We start from the raw sequence: 17,057 nt of genomic DNA, 5'->3' as shown, positions 1-17,057 counted from the left end.
CATTTATTTTCTTTCAACCGTTCTAAACAATCGGACAAATTCTTCTGGAGCCTCTTTGACATGCAAAGTGATGACACCCTTTATGGTGTGTAGATAAAAAAAGCCGTACCGTTTAGATAACATTTTATATGAGACATCAAGCACTTGTTCGATTGAGTATTCTTGATCTGACGTCACAATTTTATCATCATATAACTCGATCCAATGCTCTTCTTCAATTCTATTTTGTTGAAACTTAAAATGATCTATTTCACGCCTAATGCTAAAGTAGGGATGTTTGTGTAAAATCGATAAAACTCCCTTCCGTGTACTGCCAATATTATAGCATTCAACTTGTACGATGTCTCGTTAAATGTTAGTTACAGAGGATGTGCTAATAGTATGGTTGCTAGCGAAACTCATCATGGCTAACTGAATTCAAGTTGTCCCAACGACAATCGTACTTCACCTAACGACATTCAGCTCGCCCCTAACGGCAATAAAGTACTATTCATTGAATCTTCTAAACAAAAAAAGCTGAAGCGTATTTGCTCCAGCCTTACTTTCCATATTCAATTAATAACAATGCCAACAGAGCGCTGCGTTTAGGCATTTCACTGACCACACAGTGCTCATGGTGGGCATGCGCCCCCGCTCCAACTGCTCCCAGCCCGTCTAACGTAGGGGCAAGTGATGCTGTGAAGTTTGCATCACTTCCGCCGCCTGTAAATTCCTCAATTAATTCAATACCTAAATAATCATGCGCTAGAGATTTAGCTTTTTCAAAAAGTCGCTCAATGTCATCTGTTCGCTCTAAAGGCGGGCGGTAAATTTCACCGGTTACTGTTATCTCAATATTTGGATCATGTGGCTTTAAATTTTGAATGAGTGGAACAACACGGTTCATTTCTTCTTTCGTTTGCACACGGACATCAACTACCGCGTGCGCATCTTCTGCGATGACGTTTTTTTGAGAGCCACCATCGATTAAGCCAACATTCACCGTCGTACCTTTTTCTAAATCTGTAAGACTCGACAAATAGGTAATCTGCTCAGCTAGTTCTTCTATGGCACTAGCCCCTTTCTCAGGGTCAATTCCAGCGTGAGATGGAACGCCATGCACACGGATTTCAAACGTGCCAACACCTTTTCTCGCTGTCTTTAGTGCCCCTTCTTTACCTTGAGATGGTTCTAGCACAAACACTCCATCACTCTTTTTAGCTTCTTCTATTATATAATCCTTTGACGTCGGACTTCCTAATTCTTCATCGCTTGTCATCATTAAAACTATTTTTTTATCTAAATGAATATTTAATTCTTTTAAAGTTTTAATTGCAAATAACGCCTGAACAATACCTGCTTTCATATCAAAAGTACCTGGCCCGTAGGCTTTCCCGTCTGTAATAGAGAACGGCATGACCTCTAAGGTACCCTCTGGCCAAACCGTATCCATGTGTGTAATGATTAATAGCTGTTTGTCGCCTTCTCCCCAAACGGCTTTTAAGTGAGTTGAGTAGCAATCGCTAAATAACTTTTCAACCTTACCGCCTGTCATGTCTATAAATATATTAGATAAATATCGCCCTATTTTTTCAGTTAAATCAGGTCTTGTCGATGGTGATTCATAACAGACTAACTGTTCTAACAAATCAACCATCTCTTCTTCTATCTGATGTAAATAATCCACTATTTCCTTCAACAAATTCTCCCCCGACGCTCTATACAATCTTTCATTATTATTATACACTTTTTCATAACAAACGGTTATAAGGTGTGATAAGAATATGAAAGAAAAATTTAAACAAATGATGGAAGTCATTCACCTTTCTGAAAAACTTAAATACGAGCTTAGGCACAGTTGGCTGTCAAATGGAAGGCAAGAAAGTGTTGCGGAACACACATGGCGACTATCACTGATGGCTATGTTAGTTGGACCACACTTAGAAAGAGAAGTCGACACTCTTAAACTATTAAAAATGACTATTATCCACGACTTAGTGGAGGCTGAAGCAGGGGATATTCCCGCTTTTGATACACAGAACGATCAACAAGCGAAAGAGCTAAAAGAACAGAATGAAGAACAAGCTATTCTAAATATAAGAGAATTAGTTAGTGGTGAGCAAGGAGCTGAGTGGTATCATCTCTGGCACGAATTTGAAGCAAAAGAAACCTATGAAGCCAAAGTTGCCAATGCTTTAGATAAACTAGAAGCCCAAATTCAACATAACGAAGCCGACATAGACACATGGCTACCAATCGAGTATGACATGAGCTATATGCTTGGACGACATACTCAATTCAGCCCCGTTCTCGATCAGCTGAAAGACGTGATTGAAGAAGAAGCTGATAAGAAAATAAGACAATCAACAAGATCTGGTTAAACTAAAACCAGGTCTTTTTTTGCACCCATCTTCAAAGCTTATCCGTCTTAAGTTATAGAAGAAAGGAGGCAGATCATGTCAAATAACTTAGAGGCACAATCTAATCCATTATCCGAAGAAGAGAGCCTCAGGCTATTAGAAGAATGCATGAAGGAATATGGACATGAAATAAAACGTGTTGTTTATTCTTATGTCAAAAATCAATCAGATGCAGACGACATAACTCAAGATGTATTTGTTAAAGTCTACGAGAACTTAAATACGTTTAAAGGTCAGTCATCGCTAAGAAGCTGGATTTATTCCATTGCTATTAATAAAAGCAAAGACCACTTAAGGTCTGTAAAAAATCGGCAGCGAATTTATCGCGAGAAGGTTGTGAATCTTTGGCGAAACAAAGATGAAGAATCACCTGAAAAGCATTCCATACAGGAAGAAGATTCTAAAGAGGTTTTACAGACTGTAAATGAACTTCCTTTAAAATATCGAGAGGTCATTATTTTATATTATTTCGAGGATTTATCGCTAAAGGAAATTGCATCGGCATTGTCGGTCAAGTTAAACACTGCGAAGGCGAGACTTCAAAGAGCACGCAAAAAGTTAAAACCTAAACTAGAACATGATGGAGGTGATCAACTTGGATAAAAAGTTGCAAAAGGCTAAAGAAGACTATCAAAATCAAATTCAATTTACTGACGAGGACCGTCATCAAGTCTTAGAGAAAATCACTGAAGCCAGGCATACTAAGTCTAAAAAGGGAATCTTTCATCCCTTTCCAGTAGCGTCCGCTTTAATAGCGACCTTATTAGTTGGTTTTCTTTTTATAAACAATTACGATCAATTATTTAAGCAAAATACCGCATCTCCAAGTTCTGAGTCCGTTGAAGGGTATATTGTCAAAATGGAAGATCAACAGGCTTTAATAACAAATTCAAACAATGAAACATCAATTTGGATTACTGACATACCCGATTCACTTGATATAGGGCATCAAATAGAAGGTTCATATGAAGATCATGAGGAATCAGCCAATGTATTAGATGAATACGAAATTACAAATAATGAAACAGTTGATGATTCTCAAATGACAAAGGATGAAGCAGTCAGAATAGCACTGACAGAAGCTAATACTAGTGATTATGAGAAAATCGTGATTCGTAACGTTATTTTTAATAAGAACGAACAATTTTGGAGTATCGGAATTGACGCCAATGATTCTGCGATTATTATCAACATCGACGATCAAACAGGTGAAGTTCTTTCTGAAGAGCATCCTGAAGCAAAGGATCCAAATTTAGATGAAGTATTAACCAACTACGAAGAGACGATTACGTCATTAAAAAACGAAAACACACAAGAAATTAATTTTGACTCAAAAGATGAAGTTAAAAACTATCTAACCCAAGCGATGTCATCATCACTGGCTGAAGACCATATCGACACGTTGATTGAAGAGCGAGATGGTGAGCTATATTTATCTGCATCAGAATTTCCTGTTTTTATTAATACCAATGAAGACTATCAAACGTCTCAAATAGATGATGAAACTTATCAAGTAACGCAAGAAAATGACAGTGAATTAAGAGGGCATTTAGAAATCACATTCACAATTAATAAAAGACAAGACGCATGGATTGTTGACCAAGTAAATGTCAATAATTTAGATCAAAATTCAGCTAAAATTGATTCTGATGTGCAAGCCGAAGAAGAGGTTCTCAAAGCACTCCAGCTAGGCGAAAGTTATCAAGCCAGTTATGATGGGCAAGAGCCACCATCCGAGGACTATGCGGACCAAAACTTAGCTCGCATTCAGGTCTATGAGGAAAACGATAATGCGAGAGCAACTTACGGTTGGTATTATATCAATATGGACAATAGATCGATTTATGAATACGAAGTAGCTACAAATGAACTAACACTAATTTTTCAATACGAAAATGGTAGCTATAACAAGGTAACCGATTAATAAAAGGTCAATACGAATAATATTTCTTTTCTAATTAAAACTAACCTTATCATTGTATTGTAAGGTAGTGAGAAAATGGATCTATCTCAACTTTTATTGAGGCTGTTTCTTTCATTTTTTATATTGTTTATCCTAACCAGAATTATGGGAAGAAAAGAAATTAGTCAACTTACCTTTTTTAATTTTGTATCTGCGATTTCTATAGGAGCAATAGCTGCTGCAGCTACTAAAGGAGATTTAAACATTGGCGCCAGTCCAAACCAATTGATAGACCCACTATCAACCGAACTAGTATCTGATGGAAAAGTTAATAAAACTAATTTAACAAAACTCAATTTAACTGTAGAGTGGTTGAACGAACAATTAAAAAGTCATGGCATAGACTAAATTAGCGATGTTTTTTATGCAGAATTATCACCTGACGGAACCTTATTTGTAAATACAAAACAAAATCATTAGTTAAACAATTCCTACCTCAAAACCTCTTGAGGTAGGTTTTTAATTTTACTGAAAATTTCGAGCCCCGTACTATTTATTTTTATTATTTTTCGGTAAAATAATGGTTACTTAGGATTTATACTTGGAGGACTCATCATGAGATATATTGCTCGTTATTTAAAGCCTTATTATATACATATGATTATCGCTTGGATACTCATGTTAACGGAGTTAACGGTCGAATTACTTCTTCCATTCTTCTTAGGAAAGATGATTGATGAAGGGATTCAAACTCAAGATTTAAATACCATTATCTACTGGGGATCCATCATGGTCGGATTAGCTATATTATCATTTGCCGCAGGAATCATTAACTCATTTTATTCTGCGCACGTGACGTTTAAATTCGGATATGATGTTAGGCAGAAGTTGTTCGAGAAAGTTCAAGCCTTTTCATTCAAAAACTTAAACGAATATCCGACTTCATCCTTAATTACTCGATTTACTAATGATATCCGTATGATTCAGAACGGAATCTTTATGGGTCTAAGAATCATGTTAAGAGCCCCATTATTAGTCATAGGCGGCGTTGTGATGGCGTTCATCGTTAACTGGAGAATAGCACTGATCTTCTTAATTACTGTTCCGTTGTTAATCGGATTCTTACTCATTGTTGTTCGGAAAGCCGGAAAGTTATTTGGGAAAGTACAAGAACGATTAGATAACGTGAACCGTGTTATGCAAGAAAATCTTTCTGGAATCCGTCTAATCAAGGCTTTTTTACGTAAGAAGCACGAAACCAACCGCTTCATTGGCGCGAACTCTGAACTGATGAATTACACTAAGAAATCTTTACGATTAATTGAAACCTCCATGCCTGTTCTTCTTTTCGTCATGAACATGAGCTTACTATTTATTTTATGGTACGGAAGTATTGAAGTCAGTAACGACAACGCTCAGGTTGGGGATGTAGTTGCAATTATTAACTACGCCCTAAGAGTATCGATGGCCATTTCCATGTTCGGCTTTTTGACGATGGCAATTGCTCGAATGAAGGCCTCAGCAGACCGCATTTCAAATGTATTAGATGCTGAAATTGATTTAACCGAGTCTGAAGATGTACAGAAGCAGTATCGTGTGAACGATGGCTCTATTGAATTTTCTAATGTGTCATTCCGTTACCCAAGTTTAAAAGAAGATGTCTTATCAAATTTATCATTTACAGTTAAACCAAAAGAACGAATTGCAATCATCGGCGCGACTGGCTCCGGGAAAACGTCACTGTTTCAATTAATCCCACGATTATATGATGTGACAAATGGTGAGGTCTATGTCGATGGTCATGACGTTCGTGATTATAAATTAGATCATTTACGCCAAACGATCGGATACGTACCTCAAGCTCCGCTACTTTTTACCGGTTCTATTCGTGAAAATATACGCTGGGGTAAAAACGAAGCAATAGAAGATGATATCGTAAAAGCCGCTAAAGATGCTCAAATTCACGATACGATTAAAGATTTACAAAAAGGTTATGACACCAAAATTGGGCAAAAAGGCGTTAACTTATCTGGTGGTCAAAAACAACGCGTCTCCATTGCTCGTGCATTAGTTAGAAAACCTAAGATTCTAATGTTAGATGATAGTACTAGTGCACTGGATTTAAAAACAGAATCAAAATTACTAGAAGCCATCGAACGATACGAGTGCACCACACTGATTGTGACACAAAAAATCACGACGGCTATGAATGCAGACCGAATATTTCTAATGGATGATGGTCAATTATTAGATGTTGGCAGGCATGATCAATTACTGAAGACTTCTGATCTTTATCGCAAAATTGTTGAGTCACAATTCGGAAAGGAGGGTGTGCATGAGCGTTAAGCAGTTTTTAACAGAGCCATTTAAACATGACAAAATTGATCTCAGTGAAGCTAAGAGAGTTGACGACCCTAGAGCTAAACCAAAAGTTCGTGACTGGAAAGGAACCTTGAAGCGTATTTGGAATATGATGATGTCTGAGAAATGGAGACTACTATTTGTGTTTCTAATGGTTGTCATCTCCTCCGCTCTTGCCATCCTTGGACCAACCATGATTGGAAGAGCTGTCGATGATTACATTAATACAGATCGCGAATCAGCTGGTCTTGGCCAAGTGATGATTTGGTTATTTTGGATTTACGTTTTTTATTCCTTAGCTATGTTCTTACAACAATACGTGATGATTGGAATTGCTCAAAATACGGTCTATGACTTAAGAAAGCAATTATTTAACCAATTACACCTCCTTCCTATTGCCTTTTTTGATAAAAGACAATTTGGAGAAATCATGAGCCGAGTAACTAATGACGTAGATAATGTAAGTAACACGTTAAACTCATCTGTTATTCAAATCTTCTCAAGTGTTCTAACATTAATTGGAACCGTTGCTGTTATGCTGTACCTAAGTCCGTTATTAGCTTTAGTCACATTAACAATTATTCCAATGATGGTTCTAGGAATGAAATGGATTACGAAACGTACTGGGCCTTTGTTTAAAATACAACAGAAACGTTTAGGGGACATGAACGGTTATGTGGAAGAGACCATTTCTGGTCAGAAAATTGTTAAGACATTCTCTCAAGAACATCGAGTCAAACAAACGTTTGATTTAAAAAATGATCAAGTCATGAAATCCAGCTTCTGGGCTGCTGCTATATCTGGTTTTATCCCAAAACTGATGAACATGTTAAACTCCTTTAGTTTTGCGATTATCGCCTTTGTTGGTGGAGTTTTAGTCGTATACGACATGGCATCAGTTGGAACGATCGTCATTTTCACTGAGCTTGCTAGACAGTTTACAAGACCTTTAAACGAATTATCGAACCAGTTCAACCAGCTCCTCTCTGCCGTTGCAGGTGCAGAGCGAGTGTTTGATATTATAGATGAAGACAGTGAAGAATTAGATGAAGGTAATGCGATTAAGATTGGTGAACCTAAAGGGGAAGTTGAGTTTGATCACGTAACTTTTTCGTATGATGAGGATGATGTTGTTTTAAAAGATGTTTCATTTAAAGCAGAAGCTGGAGAAACCGTTGCCTTTGTTGGTCACACAGGTGCTGGTAAAACGACAATCATCAATCTCATATCGAGGTTTTATAATTACGATAGCGGAAAAATTTTGTTGGATGGTACAGAGATTAAAAACATTAAACGTTCTAGTTTGAGGCAACATATGGCATTTGTTTTACAAGATGCATTTTTATTTGAGGGAACAATTAAAGAAAATATTAGATACGGCAGGTTAAATGCAACAGATGAAGAAGTTGTTGAAGCAGCCAAAAATGCTAATGCTCATTCATTTATTATGAAATTCCCTAATCAGTATGACACTGTATTGGACCCTAATGGGAGTGGCATTAGCCAAGGTCAAATGCAGCTATTAACGATTGCTCGTGCGTTACTTGCTGATCCAAAAATTTTAGTTTTAGATGAAGCGACGAGTAGTATTGATACCGTGACAGAAGTTAAAATCCAAGAGGCGCTACAACGCTTGATGAAAGGCCGCACAAGTTTTGTAATCGCCCACAGACTAAATACAATCCGAAGCGCTGACCAAATTATCATGCTTGAACATGGTCAAATCATTGAAAAAGGCTCACACGAATCGTTGATCAAACAAGGCGGTCATTATGCTGAGCTATATCAAAGTCAACTAGATAACTTGGCTAATTAAAAACAACCCATGATGCTCTTTCCGCATCATGGGTTGTTTTTTCGTGAATTTATCTACCCCATATAACAATATATCTACCCTTTTTGTGAGTTATCTACCGCGAATTTTGTCGACGAAGTAAAAAAGCTCATTTTATCTACCCTTGAAAAGAATTTTTCTAACTTTTTAATTAAACCCTAATCTCTGGGACCAATTCTTTTTCAACAATGTTTGAATTTCATTATCAATGGGAATCTCTGCCTCAGGCATTCCAGCTGCACCAGGTGTAATCTCGTATTTATCAAACCTGAAGATCAATTTTCCATCATTAATATACATATTCTCAAACATGTACTTCGGCTTATTAACCCACTCCTCTAACTCTTCTTCAAAAATGCCTAAATCCGTCTGTTCTAATAGAGCTTCTTGGACTTTAGGTCTAATGATATCTCTTGCTTTACGAACGTTTTTAAATAACTCTCCTTGCTTAATCACTCTGTTCGTCTTTACATCTACTAGCCATGTATGACCAGTTTCATTGACGTTTGCTCCGCCTGTATATTCGGATTCAGTAAAGACAAGCGAGTACAAATCTTCACCAGCCTGGTAAATATCTAAATTAACCGTTAAATTCCCTGGCCTTTCTTTAGTTACATTTCCTTCAATGGTTGACATGAATTGATTGATCGTACGTTTCATGTAGTCTTTAAAAAAATTGTTAAGCCCGTCTGACTTAAACACTGGCAATTCGAATTTAACACTATAAATATCTTCACTTGTTTCATAAGTTAATAATCTAATTCCATCAAAATCCGTTTCCACAATATCGAAGCCTTTTTCTTGGTCAACATCCACTTCCTCTGCATTTGAGAAAATAGACGAGAGTACTTGACCAATAATAAAGCTAATAATAAAAGCAATAACGAAATACTTAACAGTTTGTTTGGCATTGTGATTCATTCCGACTCCTCTTTCTAGTTTTTGTTATATAGTTTTAGTTAAACCAATATTAGGAGAAATATGCATTATTACACAAAAAAGCCCTCGAATGATTTCGAAGGCGATAAAGTAATTAATCCTTTTTCCGTGCGTTAATTTTCTTTTGAATTCGTTCGTGCCTTTTAACTTCTCTCTTAGAAATAGGAATCGTCTCCCGCTTTAACATGTTCATAATCGCTACTAACATAATGAGCATGATAACCGTAAACGGTAAAGCCGACACCAACGATGCCGTCTGCAATGCGTCTAATCCACCTGCTAATAACAAAACACCTGCAATAGCAGATATTAAGATCCCCCACACAAATTTATGTGATAAAGGTGGAGTAGTGCTTCCTCGAGATGTCATACTTCCTAGTATATAGGCAGCTGAGTCGGCTGATGTGACTAAGAATGTAAAAATTAATAACACTGACAAAACTGACATAATGAATGTTAAAGGTATGTGATTATAAACTTGGAATAACGCAACAGCAATATCATTATTAACCGCTTCAGCAATGCCTGCTTGATGATTTAAATCGGCATCTAGTGCTGTCCCACCAAATGCTGCAATCCACACGCAAGCAATGACGGGCGGTACCACCATAACACCTAAAATAAACTCACGGATGGTGCGTCCTTTTGATACGCGAGCCACAAATGCACCGACAAAAGGTGACCATGCGATCGCCCATGCCCAGTAGAACACAGTCCAATCTCGCACCCAAGTCCCGCCTTTATATGGCTGAAGCCTTAAGCTATAGTTTATAAAGTTAGAAATATAATCGCCAATACCTAGAGTAAATGCATTTAAGATAAAGATTGTTGGGCCAAATATAAGCACAAACACTAATAACAGTAAACATAACCCTAAGTTAATATTGCTTAAGTATTTAATCCCTTTATCAAGCCCCGTAAAGGTGGATGTCATATAAGCTACGAACATAACCACAATAATTAATAGCTGTACCCAAACAGCTGAAGGAATATCTGAAATAGTTGATAATCCCCCATTAATTTGTAAAACACCGAGACCTAATGATGTCGCAACCCCCATTACAGTCGCAATAACGGCTAACGTATCAATCGTATTAGTGACAACAGGTTTATGACCAGTCACAGGTTCCATCGCCTTAGAGATTAGTCCAGCATCTCTTCGCCTGAACTGCATGAAGGCTACGACTAATCCAACGATTGCGAAAACAGACCATTGACTGACGCCCCAATGGAAAAAGGAATAGCCCATTGCTAAGCGAGCTGCTTCTTCTGTTAAAGGCTCCACACCTTCAAATGGTGTCTCTAAAAAGTGAGACATCGGCTCCGCAACACCCCAGAAGACGAGTCCCGCCCCAAAGCCTGCTGAAAATAACATCCCGATCCATGTAAAAAATGGATAATCTGGCCTTTCCTCTTCTCCGCCTAATCTAATTTTTCCATACCGGCTAAAAGCTAACACAGCCAAAAATATGACTAAAACGAATACCGCAATTAGGTAAAACCACCCGAATTTAGAGGTTGTAAATAAGAATAATCTATTCGCAACCTCACCAAATTGTTTAGGCATAATGGCTCCAATTATAACTAACAGCGCGATCACGATAGCAGATACATAAAAAACTGGGTTTTTAAAATGTTTTGTGTCCATAAGCGCCTCCTATTCCAATGAATAGAAGAGTTCCTACTGCTTATAGAACTTTGTCTAGAAAATCTCTCGCACGTTCTGTTTTAGCAGAGGAGAAAAACTCTTCTGGTTTAGCTTCCTCTACTATTTTTCCGTAATCCATAAAAATAATTCTATCTGCTACTTCTTTTGCAAAACCCATTTCGTGAGTTACCACAACCATTGTCATACCAGTATTGGCAAGTGACTTAATGACATCGAGCACTTCCTTGACCATTTCGGGGTCTAATGCTGATGTCGGTTCATCAAAGAGCATCACTTCGGGCTCCATCGCCAAAGCGCGGGCGATGGCGACACGTTGTTTTTGACCTCCAGATAACTTATTTGGATAAGCCTGTTCTTTGTCACTTAGACCAACTTGATTTAATAACTCTTTCGCCCTTTTTTCTGCTTCTTTTTTATTTAACCCTTTAACTGTCATAGGTGCATAGGTTAAATTTTCAATCACCTTCATATGCGGGAAAAGATGAAAGTGCTGAAATACCATGCCAATTTTTTGCCTGACGTTTAAAATGTTTGTTTTAGGGTCCATTAAATCTTCATCATCCATTAACACTTGACCACTTGAGGGGGATTCAAGCAAATTCATGCATCGTAATAACGTGGATTTACCAGATCCAGATGGTCCAATCACAGCCACCACTTCACCTTGTTTTACTTCCGTTACAATGTCTTGCAACACTTCTAAATCCCCAAAATTTTTATATAAATGTTCAACCTTAATCACTCTGACTCAGCCTCCGTTCAAGCAGCTTGCCTAATAATGTTAAAATCATAACCATTCCATAATAAATTAAGCCGACAAATAAATACGGTTCAAAGTTACGGTAAATGTCGGCACCAACAACAGACGCGCGGCGCATTAAATCTAAGTAATTAATCACCGACACAATGGCCGATTCTTTTGTTAATGTAATGAATTCATTCATGAGTGCTGGTAAAATATTTTTCATCGCTTGAGGTAAAATAACTTTGACCATCGTCTGCCTGTAAGGGATACCTAAAGCTTGTGCCGCTTCCTTCTGTCCTTTATCGACAGCTTGAATACCTGCACGAATAATTTCCGAAACATAAGCCGATGAATTCAAGCCAAATGTTAGTATAGCTGCTAGAAACTCTGGTATGTCGTAACCCAAAAGCTGCGGAACACCATAATAGACTAGCATTAGTTGTAAGATCAACGGTGTCCCCCGAAACACTGATGTATAGAAATCAGCAAGCCATTTAAGATATTTAGCATCAGATATTTTTACTAGCGCGATCACTGCGCCCAAAATAAAACCAATAATGATTGCAATAATGACAAATCTTAACGTAACCCATATTCCTTCAAGCATAAAAGGAATATAAGGCACGATTTGGGTAAAATCCAAATTCATGCCTTAACACCTCAATTCTATTTGTTTAGTCTTCTGTTAGCTCCCATTTTTTAGCTAGTTCATCAATCGTTCCATCTTCTAAGAATTGTTCAATTACAGCATTAACATCTTCTTTTAAATCACTATCTTTTGGAAAAGCAACTGCCATCCCTGGTGAACTCGTAGTCGGATCATCAAATCCAGCTAAACCTTGCTCTTCGATATAGCCTTCTGCAACTGTTTTATCCATGTAACCAACGTCAATGCGTCCTGTTTTTAACTCTTGAATTAGAGTCGTTGCTTGGTCCATCGATTTAAGCTCGAAGTTATATTCTTTTTTTAACTCTTCAGCGCCTTCGTATTGAATGGTCCCTAATTGAACGCCTACGACTTTACCTTCTAAATCTTCTAAACTCTTAATATTTGAGTCTTTTGTAGTAACAAACATTTCACCTGAATGGTGATACTCCGTAGAGAAATCAACGTTTTTTTGACGATCTTCCGTTGCTGACATACCTGCCATAACCATATCAACACGATCAGACTGAAGAGATCCGATTAATCCATCGAATTTCATATCTTTAATTTCAAGTTCATAACCTAGTTCTTCCGCAATCTTATGAGCTAAATCAACATCAAACCCTTCAAATTCCCCTTCTGGATTAAAAGATTCAAAAGGAGGAAAATCAGCAGATGTTCCCATCACTAACGTACCTTTACTTTCACTTGATTCACTTTCTGCATTAGCACTTCCACTTCCTTCACTCCCACCACACGCAGCAAGAACGATTAATAGAATAATAGATAACGCCGAAAACATAACCTTTTTAGACATTGTAGATCCCCTCTCCAAAATTGTATATTTATACGATTAAATGCATATTAACACATAATTATGCATAAAAATACCCTTTCGATTAAAGAAAAATAATTCAGATAATTGAAAGGGTCTACAATAGTTTCGCGGTGAGCGTACTTTTGTATTTTTATGTATATCTAGACCTCTATTATAAGACAACATTTCATCTCTTCTATTAGTGGTCCTCTGTTCAATCCATTTGGTCATAAAAAAACTGCCCAGGGGCATGGGCAGTTCATTATCCTTACTCATATTCACCGATCTTCTCTAAAACCTCTTCCACTAAAGACGTATCAATTGCTTGCTCAAAGTCAACCTCACCTTTGATGGCGCCGTTATCTTTATATACTTCATATTGATTCTTAATATCTTCAACAAACATTCTACCATTTGGATTAAGTCCTGTTACGCCAACTTTTTTCCACAGTTCAGGATCCTTAAGTGCTGTATATTCAGTCATGATTTCAATGACCTGGTCAACATCTCCAGTCTCCTTAATAAACGCATCGTTGTAGTCACGCACGCCTTTTAGATAGGCAGCCATAAACCTCTGGGCAACATCACGCTTTTCAGTTAAAAATTTTGGCGAGCCAAGCACCATTGCAATTTGAGCCTCTGGTGCATAATCTGTTGCATCTTTAAATCGAAGGTGTAGACCTTGCGATTCACCTTGAGTGATCAGTGGTTCAATTTGTAGAGCAGCATCAATTTGTTTATTACCCATAGCAGCTAACATATTACCGAAGTCCGACATAAGAACAAACTCAACATCGTCTCTTGTAAGGCCAGCGTGCTTAAGCATCTCACCGAAAATATAATCATCCACGGCATTTTGAGATGATACGGCAATCGTTCTTCCTTTTAAATCTGAGTAATCTTTAATTTCTTCTTTAAGGTCTTCACGAATAACAAATGTGAAGTAAGAACTACCTTCTACGTTATGTCCTTTATCCGCAATCATGCGAACATCTATACCTTGAGCAATCGAGTTAAAGAACGAAGCTGTTGAAATGCCGCCTGCTACATCTACCTCACCTGCTGCAATGGCAGGTAACATTTCATCGCTGTTGCCAAAAGTCGCAAATTCTACTTCTATATTATAGTCTTCAAAATAGCCCATCTCATTAGCAATGTAAAAACCTGCACCAGATGCAGCACCATCTTCAGCTATTACTACAGTCGCTCTTTCTTCTAATGGTTCAAGGCCTTCCTCTATTTCACCACCTGAACCTGTTTTACCCTCCTCTTGACTACAAGCGCCTAACGTCAAGACGAGAAGCAAAAGCGGAAGTGCAAACCACTTTTTAATCATGTTCACTCTACCTTTCTTATTGATTTCGTGATTCTTGAACCTCATCTTGTAGATGGGTCCATATTTTTAAGAAAATATCAGCTGTCTTTGGATCTGACCTAACTTGTGTCATCTGCCTTGGTCTCGGCAGGTCTATCGTGACCTCTTCTTTAATCGTTCCAGGCTGAGAGGTCATTAAAAAGATTCGATCACTAAGTAAAATAGCTTCATCAATACTGTGCGTGATAAATATCACTGTCTTTTTTGTCTCTTCCCAAATCGCAAGTAATTCCTCTTGTAAAATAAACTTGTTTTGCTCATCTAGAGCAGCAAACGGTTCATCCATTAGTAATATTTCTGGATCATTCGCGAATGCCCTAGCGATACTAACTCGCTGTTTCATACCCCCAGACAATTCTTTCGGATATAAGTTTTTATATTTAGATAAGCCAACTTTTTCTAAGTAATGATTAGTTCTGTCATTTATAACTTTCTTGGGTGCGTGACGCATTCGTAGACCCAGTGCCACATTTTCCTCAACAGTCATCCATGGAATAACTCCTTGTTCTTGAAAAACCATAGATTGTAATGGGTGGCGTGCTGATTCACTCGATTGAATGTTAAACTCGCCTGAACTTGGTTTTTCAAGTCCAGCTAAAATTCGAAGTAATGTCGTCTTCCCGCATCCACTAGGGCCTAAAATACATACAAATTCCCCATCCTTAATTGAAAAATCTATGTTTTCAAGGGCCATGACGCGCTCCTTATTTTTGATAAACACTTTTGTTAATCCATCGACTTGAATTTTTCCAAGATGAGACAACGTCATTCCTCCTATTTCCATGGAATTAGCTTACTTTGTAGGCCACGTAGTAATAACGAGAACAAGTAGCCAAAAAACGATATTAACAAAAGCCCTACAAACATCTCAGGAATAAGAAATGCCTTATAATTCATCCAAATAACATATCCGATTCCTGACCTAGCACCGATCATTTCTGCAGCGACAATGGTTAAAAGTGCAATTGCCTGCCCCATTTGGATGCCTTCCATCATAACTGGCATGGCACCGGGAAGGGCAATTTTCATAAAGAAGTCTTTCGGGTTAGCTCCATAGTTTTTAGCCACATCTGCATACACCTTATCGATACTCATCACACCAGCGACCGTATTAATCACCACTGGGAAAAAGACACTTAAGGCGATTGTCACCATTTTTGAAAACTCACCAATTCCAAAAATAATTAAAATGATTGGTAACATCGCAAGTGTTGGAATTGGCATTAATGCCATGATTAAAGGTGAAAAGAAATGCCTTATGGATGAATACATCCCCATAATGAGCCCTAATGTAATTGCTGGAATAACGCCTAATAAGAATCCGCTTAGAATGCGAATCAAGCTCACTTTGACGTGTTCAAACAATTCACCTGATGCCCCCATTGAAAATAATGTTTCAATAATGAGCGTTGGTGCTGGAAAAAATCTTGGGTCAATTACAGCTGTTCTTGATAACAACTCCCAAATTAACAACATTAATACTGGGGATGAGATCGTTAATAGCTGTTTAATTCGATTATTACGTTGCCTACGCCTCAGATCTTCTTGTTCCACCTCAACCGCTTTACTTAACTCTTCCACTGCTCTCACCTCTACGCTTCATACTATGCACTGGGCGTTTAACCGTGTCTGTCCTAATTTTTTTGTTTTTAAAAAACTGTGCAGTAGCCCACACGCAAAAAATATGTTAAGTAGAAAGCTTGACTCTGGTGGTCATCAACTACCTATAATGATCTTGACTAATACGAAAAAACATAACATTTATGGGACATAAAAACCCGTTTATGGGACATTGGAGTGAAAGTTAAGGCATCGAATTTTGTCGAAAATGGGTATTCGACTGATTTTATGAGACATTTAATCTAGTTTATAAGACATTCTGGTTAAAATATAAGACATCCACACATCAAAAAATAAAAAATCCTAAGGTTCATTTTTGGAACCTTAGGATTTTCCGAATCTATAAAATTAGGGGGAGTTTATGCTTAAAGCTATCTTTTTAAAGGGTGAGAGTTAATCTAATTAATTATGATTCAGAGTCCTCTTCTGAACCTTCTGTTGTTGAGCCTTCAGTACCATCTTCGTTTTCACTATCTTCCATTTCATCGCTACTACCTTCTGTTGAATCTGTTGAGCTATCTTCTGATGTACTATCATCAGTTGTACCTTCTTCGCCAGTACCAGTAGTGCCATCTTCAGAAGTTGAACCGTCTTCAGTTTCTGTACCACTATCTTCTTCAGTTGCTGGATCTTCAGTGGCCGGATCTTCTTCACCGCCGCCACCACAAGCTGCTAAGAAACCTGTACCTACTAGTAATGAACTGATAATTAATTTTTTCATTTCAAAACACTCCTTTTTTATGTTTTGA

17 protein-coding genes are annotated in these 17,057 nt (G+C 37.7%); 6 read left to right on the top strand and 11 right to left on the bottom strand.

Annotation, left to right across the window (positions count from 1 at the left end; all coding sequences use genetic code 11):
* Positions 1 to 3: 3 nt before the first annotated feature.
* Positions 4 to 177 carry a hypothetical protein gene (locus tag ACFSW4_RS03695; RefSeq protein ID WP_377327520.1) on the bottom strand — a complete coding sequence of 58 codons (174 nt, stop codon included), beginning with the start codon at positions 175 to 177 and terminating at the stop codon, positions 4 to 6.
* A 361-nt stretch (positions 178 to 538) separates the two neighbouring features.
* Positions 539 to 1,678, bottom strand: a complete 1,140-nt coding sequence (locus tag ACFSW4_RS03690) for a M20 family metallopeptidase (RefSeq protein ID WP_377327518.1) — start codon at positions 1,676 to 1,678, stop codon at positions 539 to 541.
* Between the two features lie 85 nt (positions 1,679 to 1,763).
* Here ACFSW4_RS03690 and ACFSW4_RS03685 point away from each other — a divergent pair, with 85 nt between their 5' ends.
* From ACFSW4_RS03685 to ACFSW4_RS03660, 6 genes are all read left to right on the top strand, one after another.
* Complete coding sequence (locus ACFSW4_RS03685; protein ID WP_279401290.1) at positions 1,764 to 2,360, top strand: HD domain-containing protein; 597 nt, start codon at positions 1,764 to 1,766, stop codon at positions 2,358 to 2,360.
* A 75-nt stretch (positions 2,361 to 2,435) separates the two neighbouring features.
* A complete protein-coding gene (locus ACFSW4_RS03680) occupies positions 2,436 to 3,002 on the top strand; it encodes a sigma-70 family RNA polymerase sigma factor (RefSeq protein ID WP_377327516.1) in 567 nt (188 codons plus the stop codon).
* Positions 2,995 to 4,323, top strand: a complete 1,329-nt coding sequence (locus ACFSW4_RS03675) for a hypothetical protein (RefSeq protein ID WP_377327514.1) — start codon at positions 2,995 to 2,997, stop codon at positions 4,321 to 4,323. The genes ACFSW4_RS03680 and ACFSW4_RS03675 overlap by 8 nt, the downstream gene beginning before the upstream one ends.
* Positions 4,324 to 4,398: 75 nt before the next feature.
* The gene (locus ACFSW4_RS03670; protein WP_054751994.1) at positions 4,399 to 4,710 is read left to right on the top strand and encodes a YetF domain-containing protein; all 312 of its coding nucleotides are present in this window, start codon (positions 4,399 to 4,401) and stop codon (positions 4,708 to 4,710) included.
* A gap of 207 nt (positions 4,711 to 4,917) precedes the next feature.
* Entirely contained in the window at positions 4,918 to 6,648 is a 1,731-nt protein-coding gene (locus ACFSW4_RS03665) for an ABC transporter ATP-binding protein (protein ID WP_377327512.1), read from the top strand.
* Positions 6,638 to 8,479 (top strand): ABC transporter ATP-binding protein, encoded by a 1,842-nt coding sequence (locus ACFSW4_RS03660; protein WP_377327510.1) that lies wholly within the window; start codon positions 6,638 to 6,640, stop codon positions 8,477 to 8,479. Before ACFSW4_RS03665 ends, ACFSW4_RS03660 begins: the two co-directional genes overlap by 11 nt.
* 165 nt (positions 8,480 to 8,644) lie before the next feature.
* Here ACFSW4_RS03660 and ACFSW4_RS03655 read toward each other — a convergent pair whose 3' ends face one another.
* The 9 genes from ACFSW4_RS03655 to ACFSW4_RS03615 form a co-directional block, all read right to left on the bottom strand.
* Positions 8,645 to 9,418: a DUF3298 and DUF4163 domain-containing protein gene (locus ACFSW4_RS03655; RefSeq protein WP_377327508.1), complete on the bottom strand. Its 774-nt coding sequence runs from the start codon at positions 9,416 to 9,418 to the stop codon at positions 8,645 to 8,647.
* 112 nt (positions 9,419 to 9,530) lie between these two features.
* The gene (locus tag ACFSW4_RS03650; RefSeq protein WP_377327506.1) at positions 9,531 to 11,084 is read right to left on the bottom strand and encodes a BCCT family transporter; all 1,554 of its coding nucleotides are present in this window, start codon (positions 11,082 to 11,084) and stop codon (positions 9,531 to 9,533) included.
* Positions 11,085 to 11,124: 40 nt separating this feature from the next.
* Complete coding sequence (locus ACFSW4_RS03645) at positions 11,125 to 11,847, bottom strand: amino acid ABC transporter ATP-binding protein (protein ID WP_377327504.1); 723 nt, start codon at positions 11,845 to 11,847, stop codon at positions 11,125 to 11,127.
* Positions 11,840 to 12,499 (bottom strand): amino acid ABC transporter permease, encoded by a 660-nt coding sequence (locus tag ACFSW4_RS03640; protein WP_054752000.1) that lies wholly within the window; start codon positions 12,497 to 12,499, stop codon positions 11,840 to 11,842. Before ACFSW4_RS03640 ends, ACFSW4_RS03645 begins: the two co-directional genes overlap by 8 nt.
* A gap of 25 nt (positions 12,500 to 12,524) precedes the next feature.
* On the bottom strand, positions 12,525 to 13,313 hold the full coding sequence (locus tag ACFSW4_RS03635; RefSeq protein WP_377327502.1) for an ABC transporter substrate-binding protein: 789 nt from the start codon (positions 13,311 to 13,313) through the stop codon (positions 12,525 to 12,527).
* A 268-nt stretch (positions 13,314 to 13,581) separates the two neighbouring features.
* Positions 13,582 to 14,646, bottom strand: a complete 1,065-nt coding sequence (locus ACFSW4_RS03630; RefSeq protein WP_054752268.1) for an ABC transporter substrate-binding protein — start codon at positions 14,644 to 14,646, stop codon at positions 13,582 to 13,584.
* Positions 14,647 to 14,665: 19 nt separating this feature from the next.
* Positions 14,666 to 15,457, bottom strand: a complete 792-nt coding sequence (locus tag ACFSW4_RS03625) for an ABC transporter ATP-binding protein (RefSeq protein ID WP_377327500.1) — start codon at positions 15,455 to 15,457, stop codon at positions 14,666 to 14,668.
* A 5-nt stretch (positions 15,458 to 15,462) separates the two neighbouring features.
* Positions 15,463 to 16,269, bottom strand: a complete 807-nt coding sequence (locus ACFSW4_RS03620; RefSeq protein WP_377327498.1) for an ABC transporter permease — start codon at positions 16,267 to 16,269, stop codon at positions 15,463 to 15,465.
* A 445-nt stretch (positions 16,270 to 16,714) separates the two neighbouring features.
* On the bottom strand, positions 16,715 to 17,029 hold the full coding sequence (locus ACFSW4_RS03615) for a hypothetical protein (protein ID WP_054752004.1): 315 nt from the start codon (positions 17,027 to 17,029) through the stop codon (positions 16,715 to 16,717).
* Positions 17,030 to 17,057 lie beyond the last annotated feature (28 nt).

This window comes from Piscibacillus salipiscarius (genome assembly GCF_042685285.1).
Taxonomy (GTDB): domain Bacteria; phylum Bacillota; class Bacilli; order Bacillales; family Alkalibacillaceae; genus Piscibacillus; species Piscibacillus salipiscarius.
The sequence above is the reverse complement of the archived record's forward strand: the minus strand, read 5'-3'. Positions and strand labels throughout refer to the sequence as shown.

Bases quoted from the DNA above. Each gene is read 5' to 3' on its own strand.
- ACFSW4_RS03655 (WP_377327508.1), bottom strand. From the start codon at position 9,418: ATGAATCACAATGCCAAACAAACTGTTAAGTATTTCGTTATTGCTTTT.
- ACFSW4_RS03660 (WP_377327510.1), top strand. From the start codon at position 6,638: ATGAGCGTTAAGCAGTTTTTAACAGAGCCATTTAAACATGACAAAATT.
- ACFSW4_RS03635 (WP_377327502.1), bottom strand. From the start codon at position 13,313: ATGTCTAAAAAGGTTATGTTTTCGGCGTTATCTATTATTCTATTAATC.
- ACFSW4_RS03665 (WP_377327512.1), top strand. From the start codon at position 4,918: ATGAGATATATTGCTCGTTATTTAAAGCCTTATTATATACATATGATT.
- ACFSW4_RS03670 (WP_054751994.1), top strand. From the start codon at position 4,399: ATGGATCTATCTCAACTTTTATTGAGGCTGTTTCTTTCATTTTTTATA.
- ACFSW4_RS03615 (WP_054752004.1), bottom strand. From the start codon at position 17,029: ATGAAAAAATTAATTATCAGTTCATTACTAGTAGGTACAGGTTTCTTA.
- ACFSW4_RS03685 (WP_279401290.1), top strand. From the start codon at position 1,764: ATGAAAGAAAAATTTAAACAAATGATGGAAGTCATTCACCTTTCTGAA.
- ACFSW4_RS03640 (WP_054752000.1), bottom strand. From the start codon at position 12,499: ATGAATTTGGATTTTACCCAAATCGTGCCTTATATTCCTTTTATGCTT.
- ACFSW4_RS03650 (WP_377327506.1), bottom strand. From the start codon at position 11,084: ATGGACACAAAACATTTTAAAAACCCAGTTTTTTATGTATCTGCTATC.
- ACFSW4_RS03680 (WP_377327516.1), top strand. From the start codon at position 2,436: ATGTCAAATAACTTAGAGGCACAATCTAATCCATTATCCGAAGAAGAG.
- ACFSW4_RS03625 (WP_377327500.1), bottom strand. From the start codon at position 15,457: ATGACGTTGTCTCATCTTGGAAAAATTCAAGTCGATGGATTAACAAAA.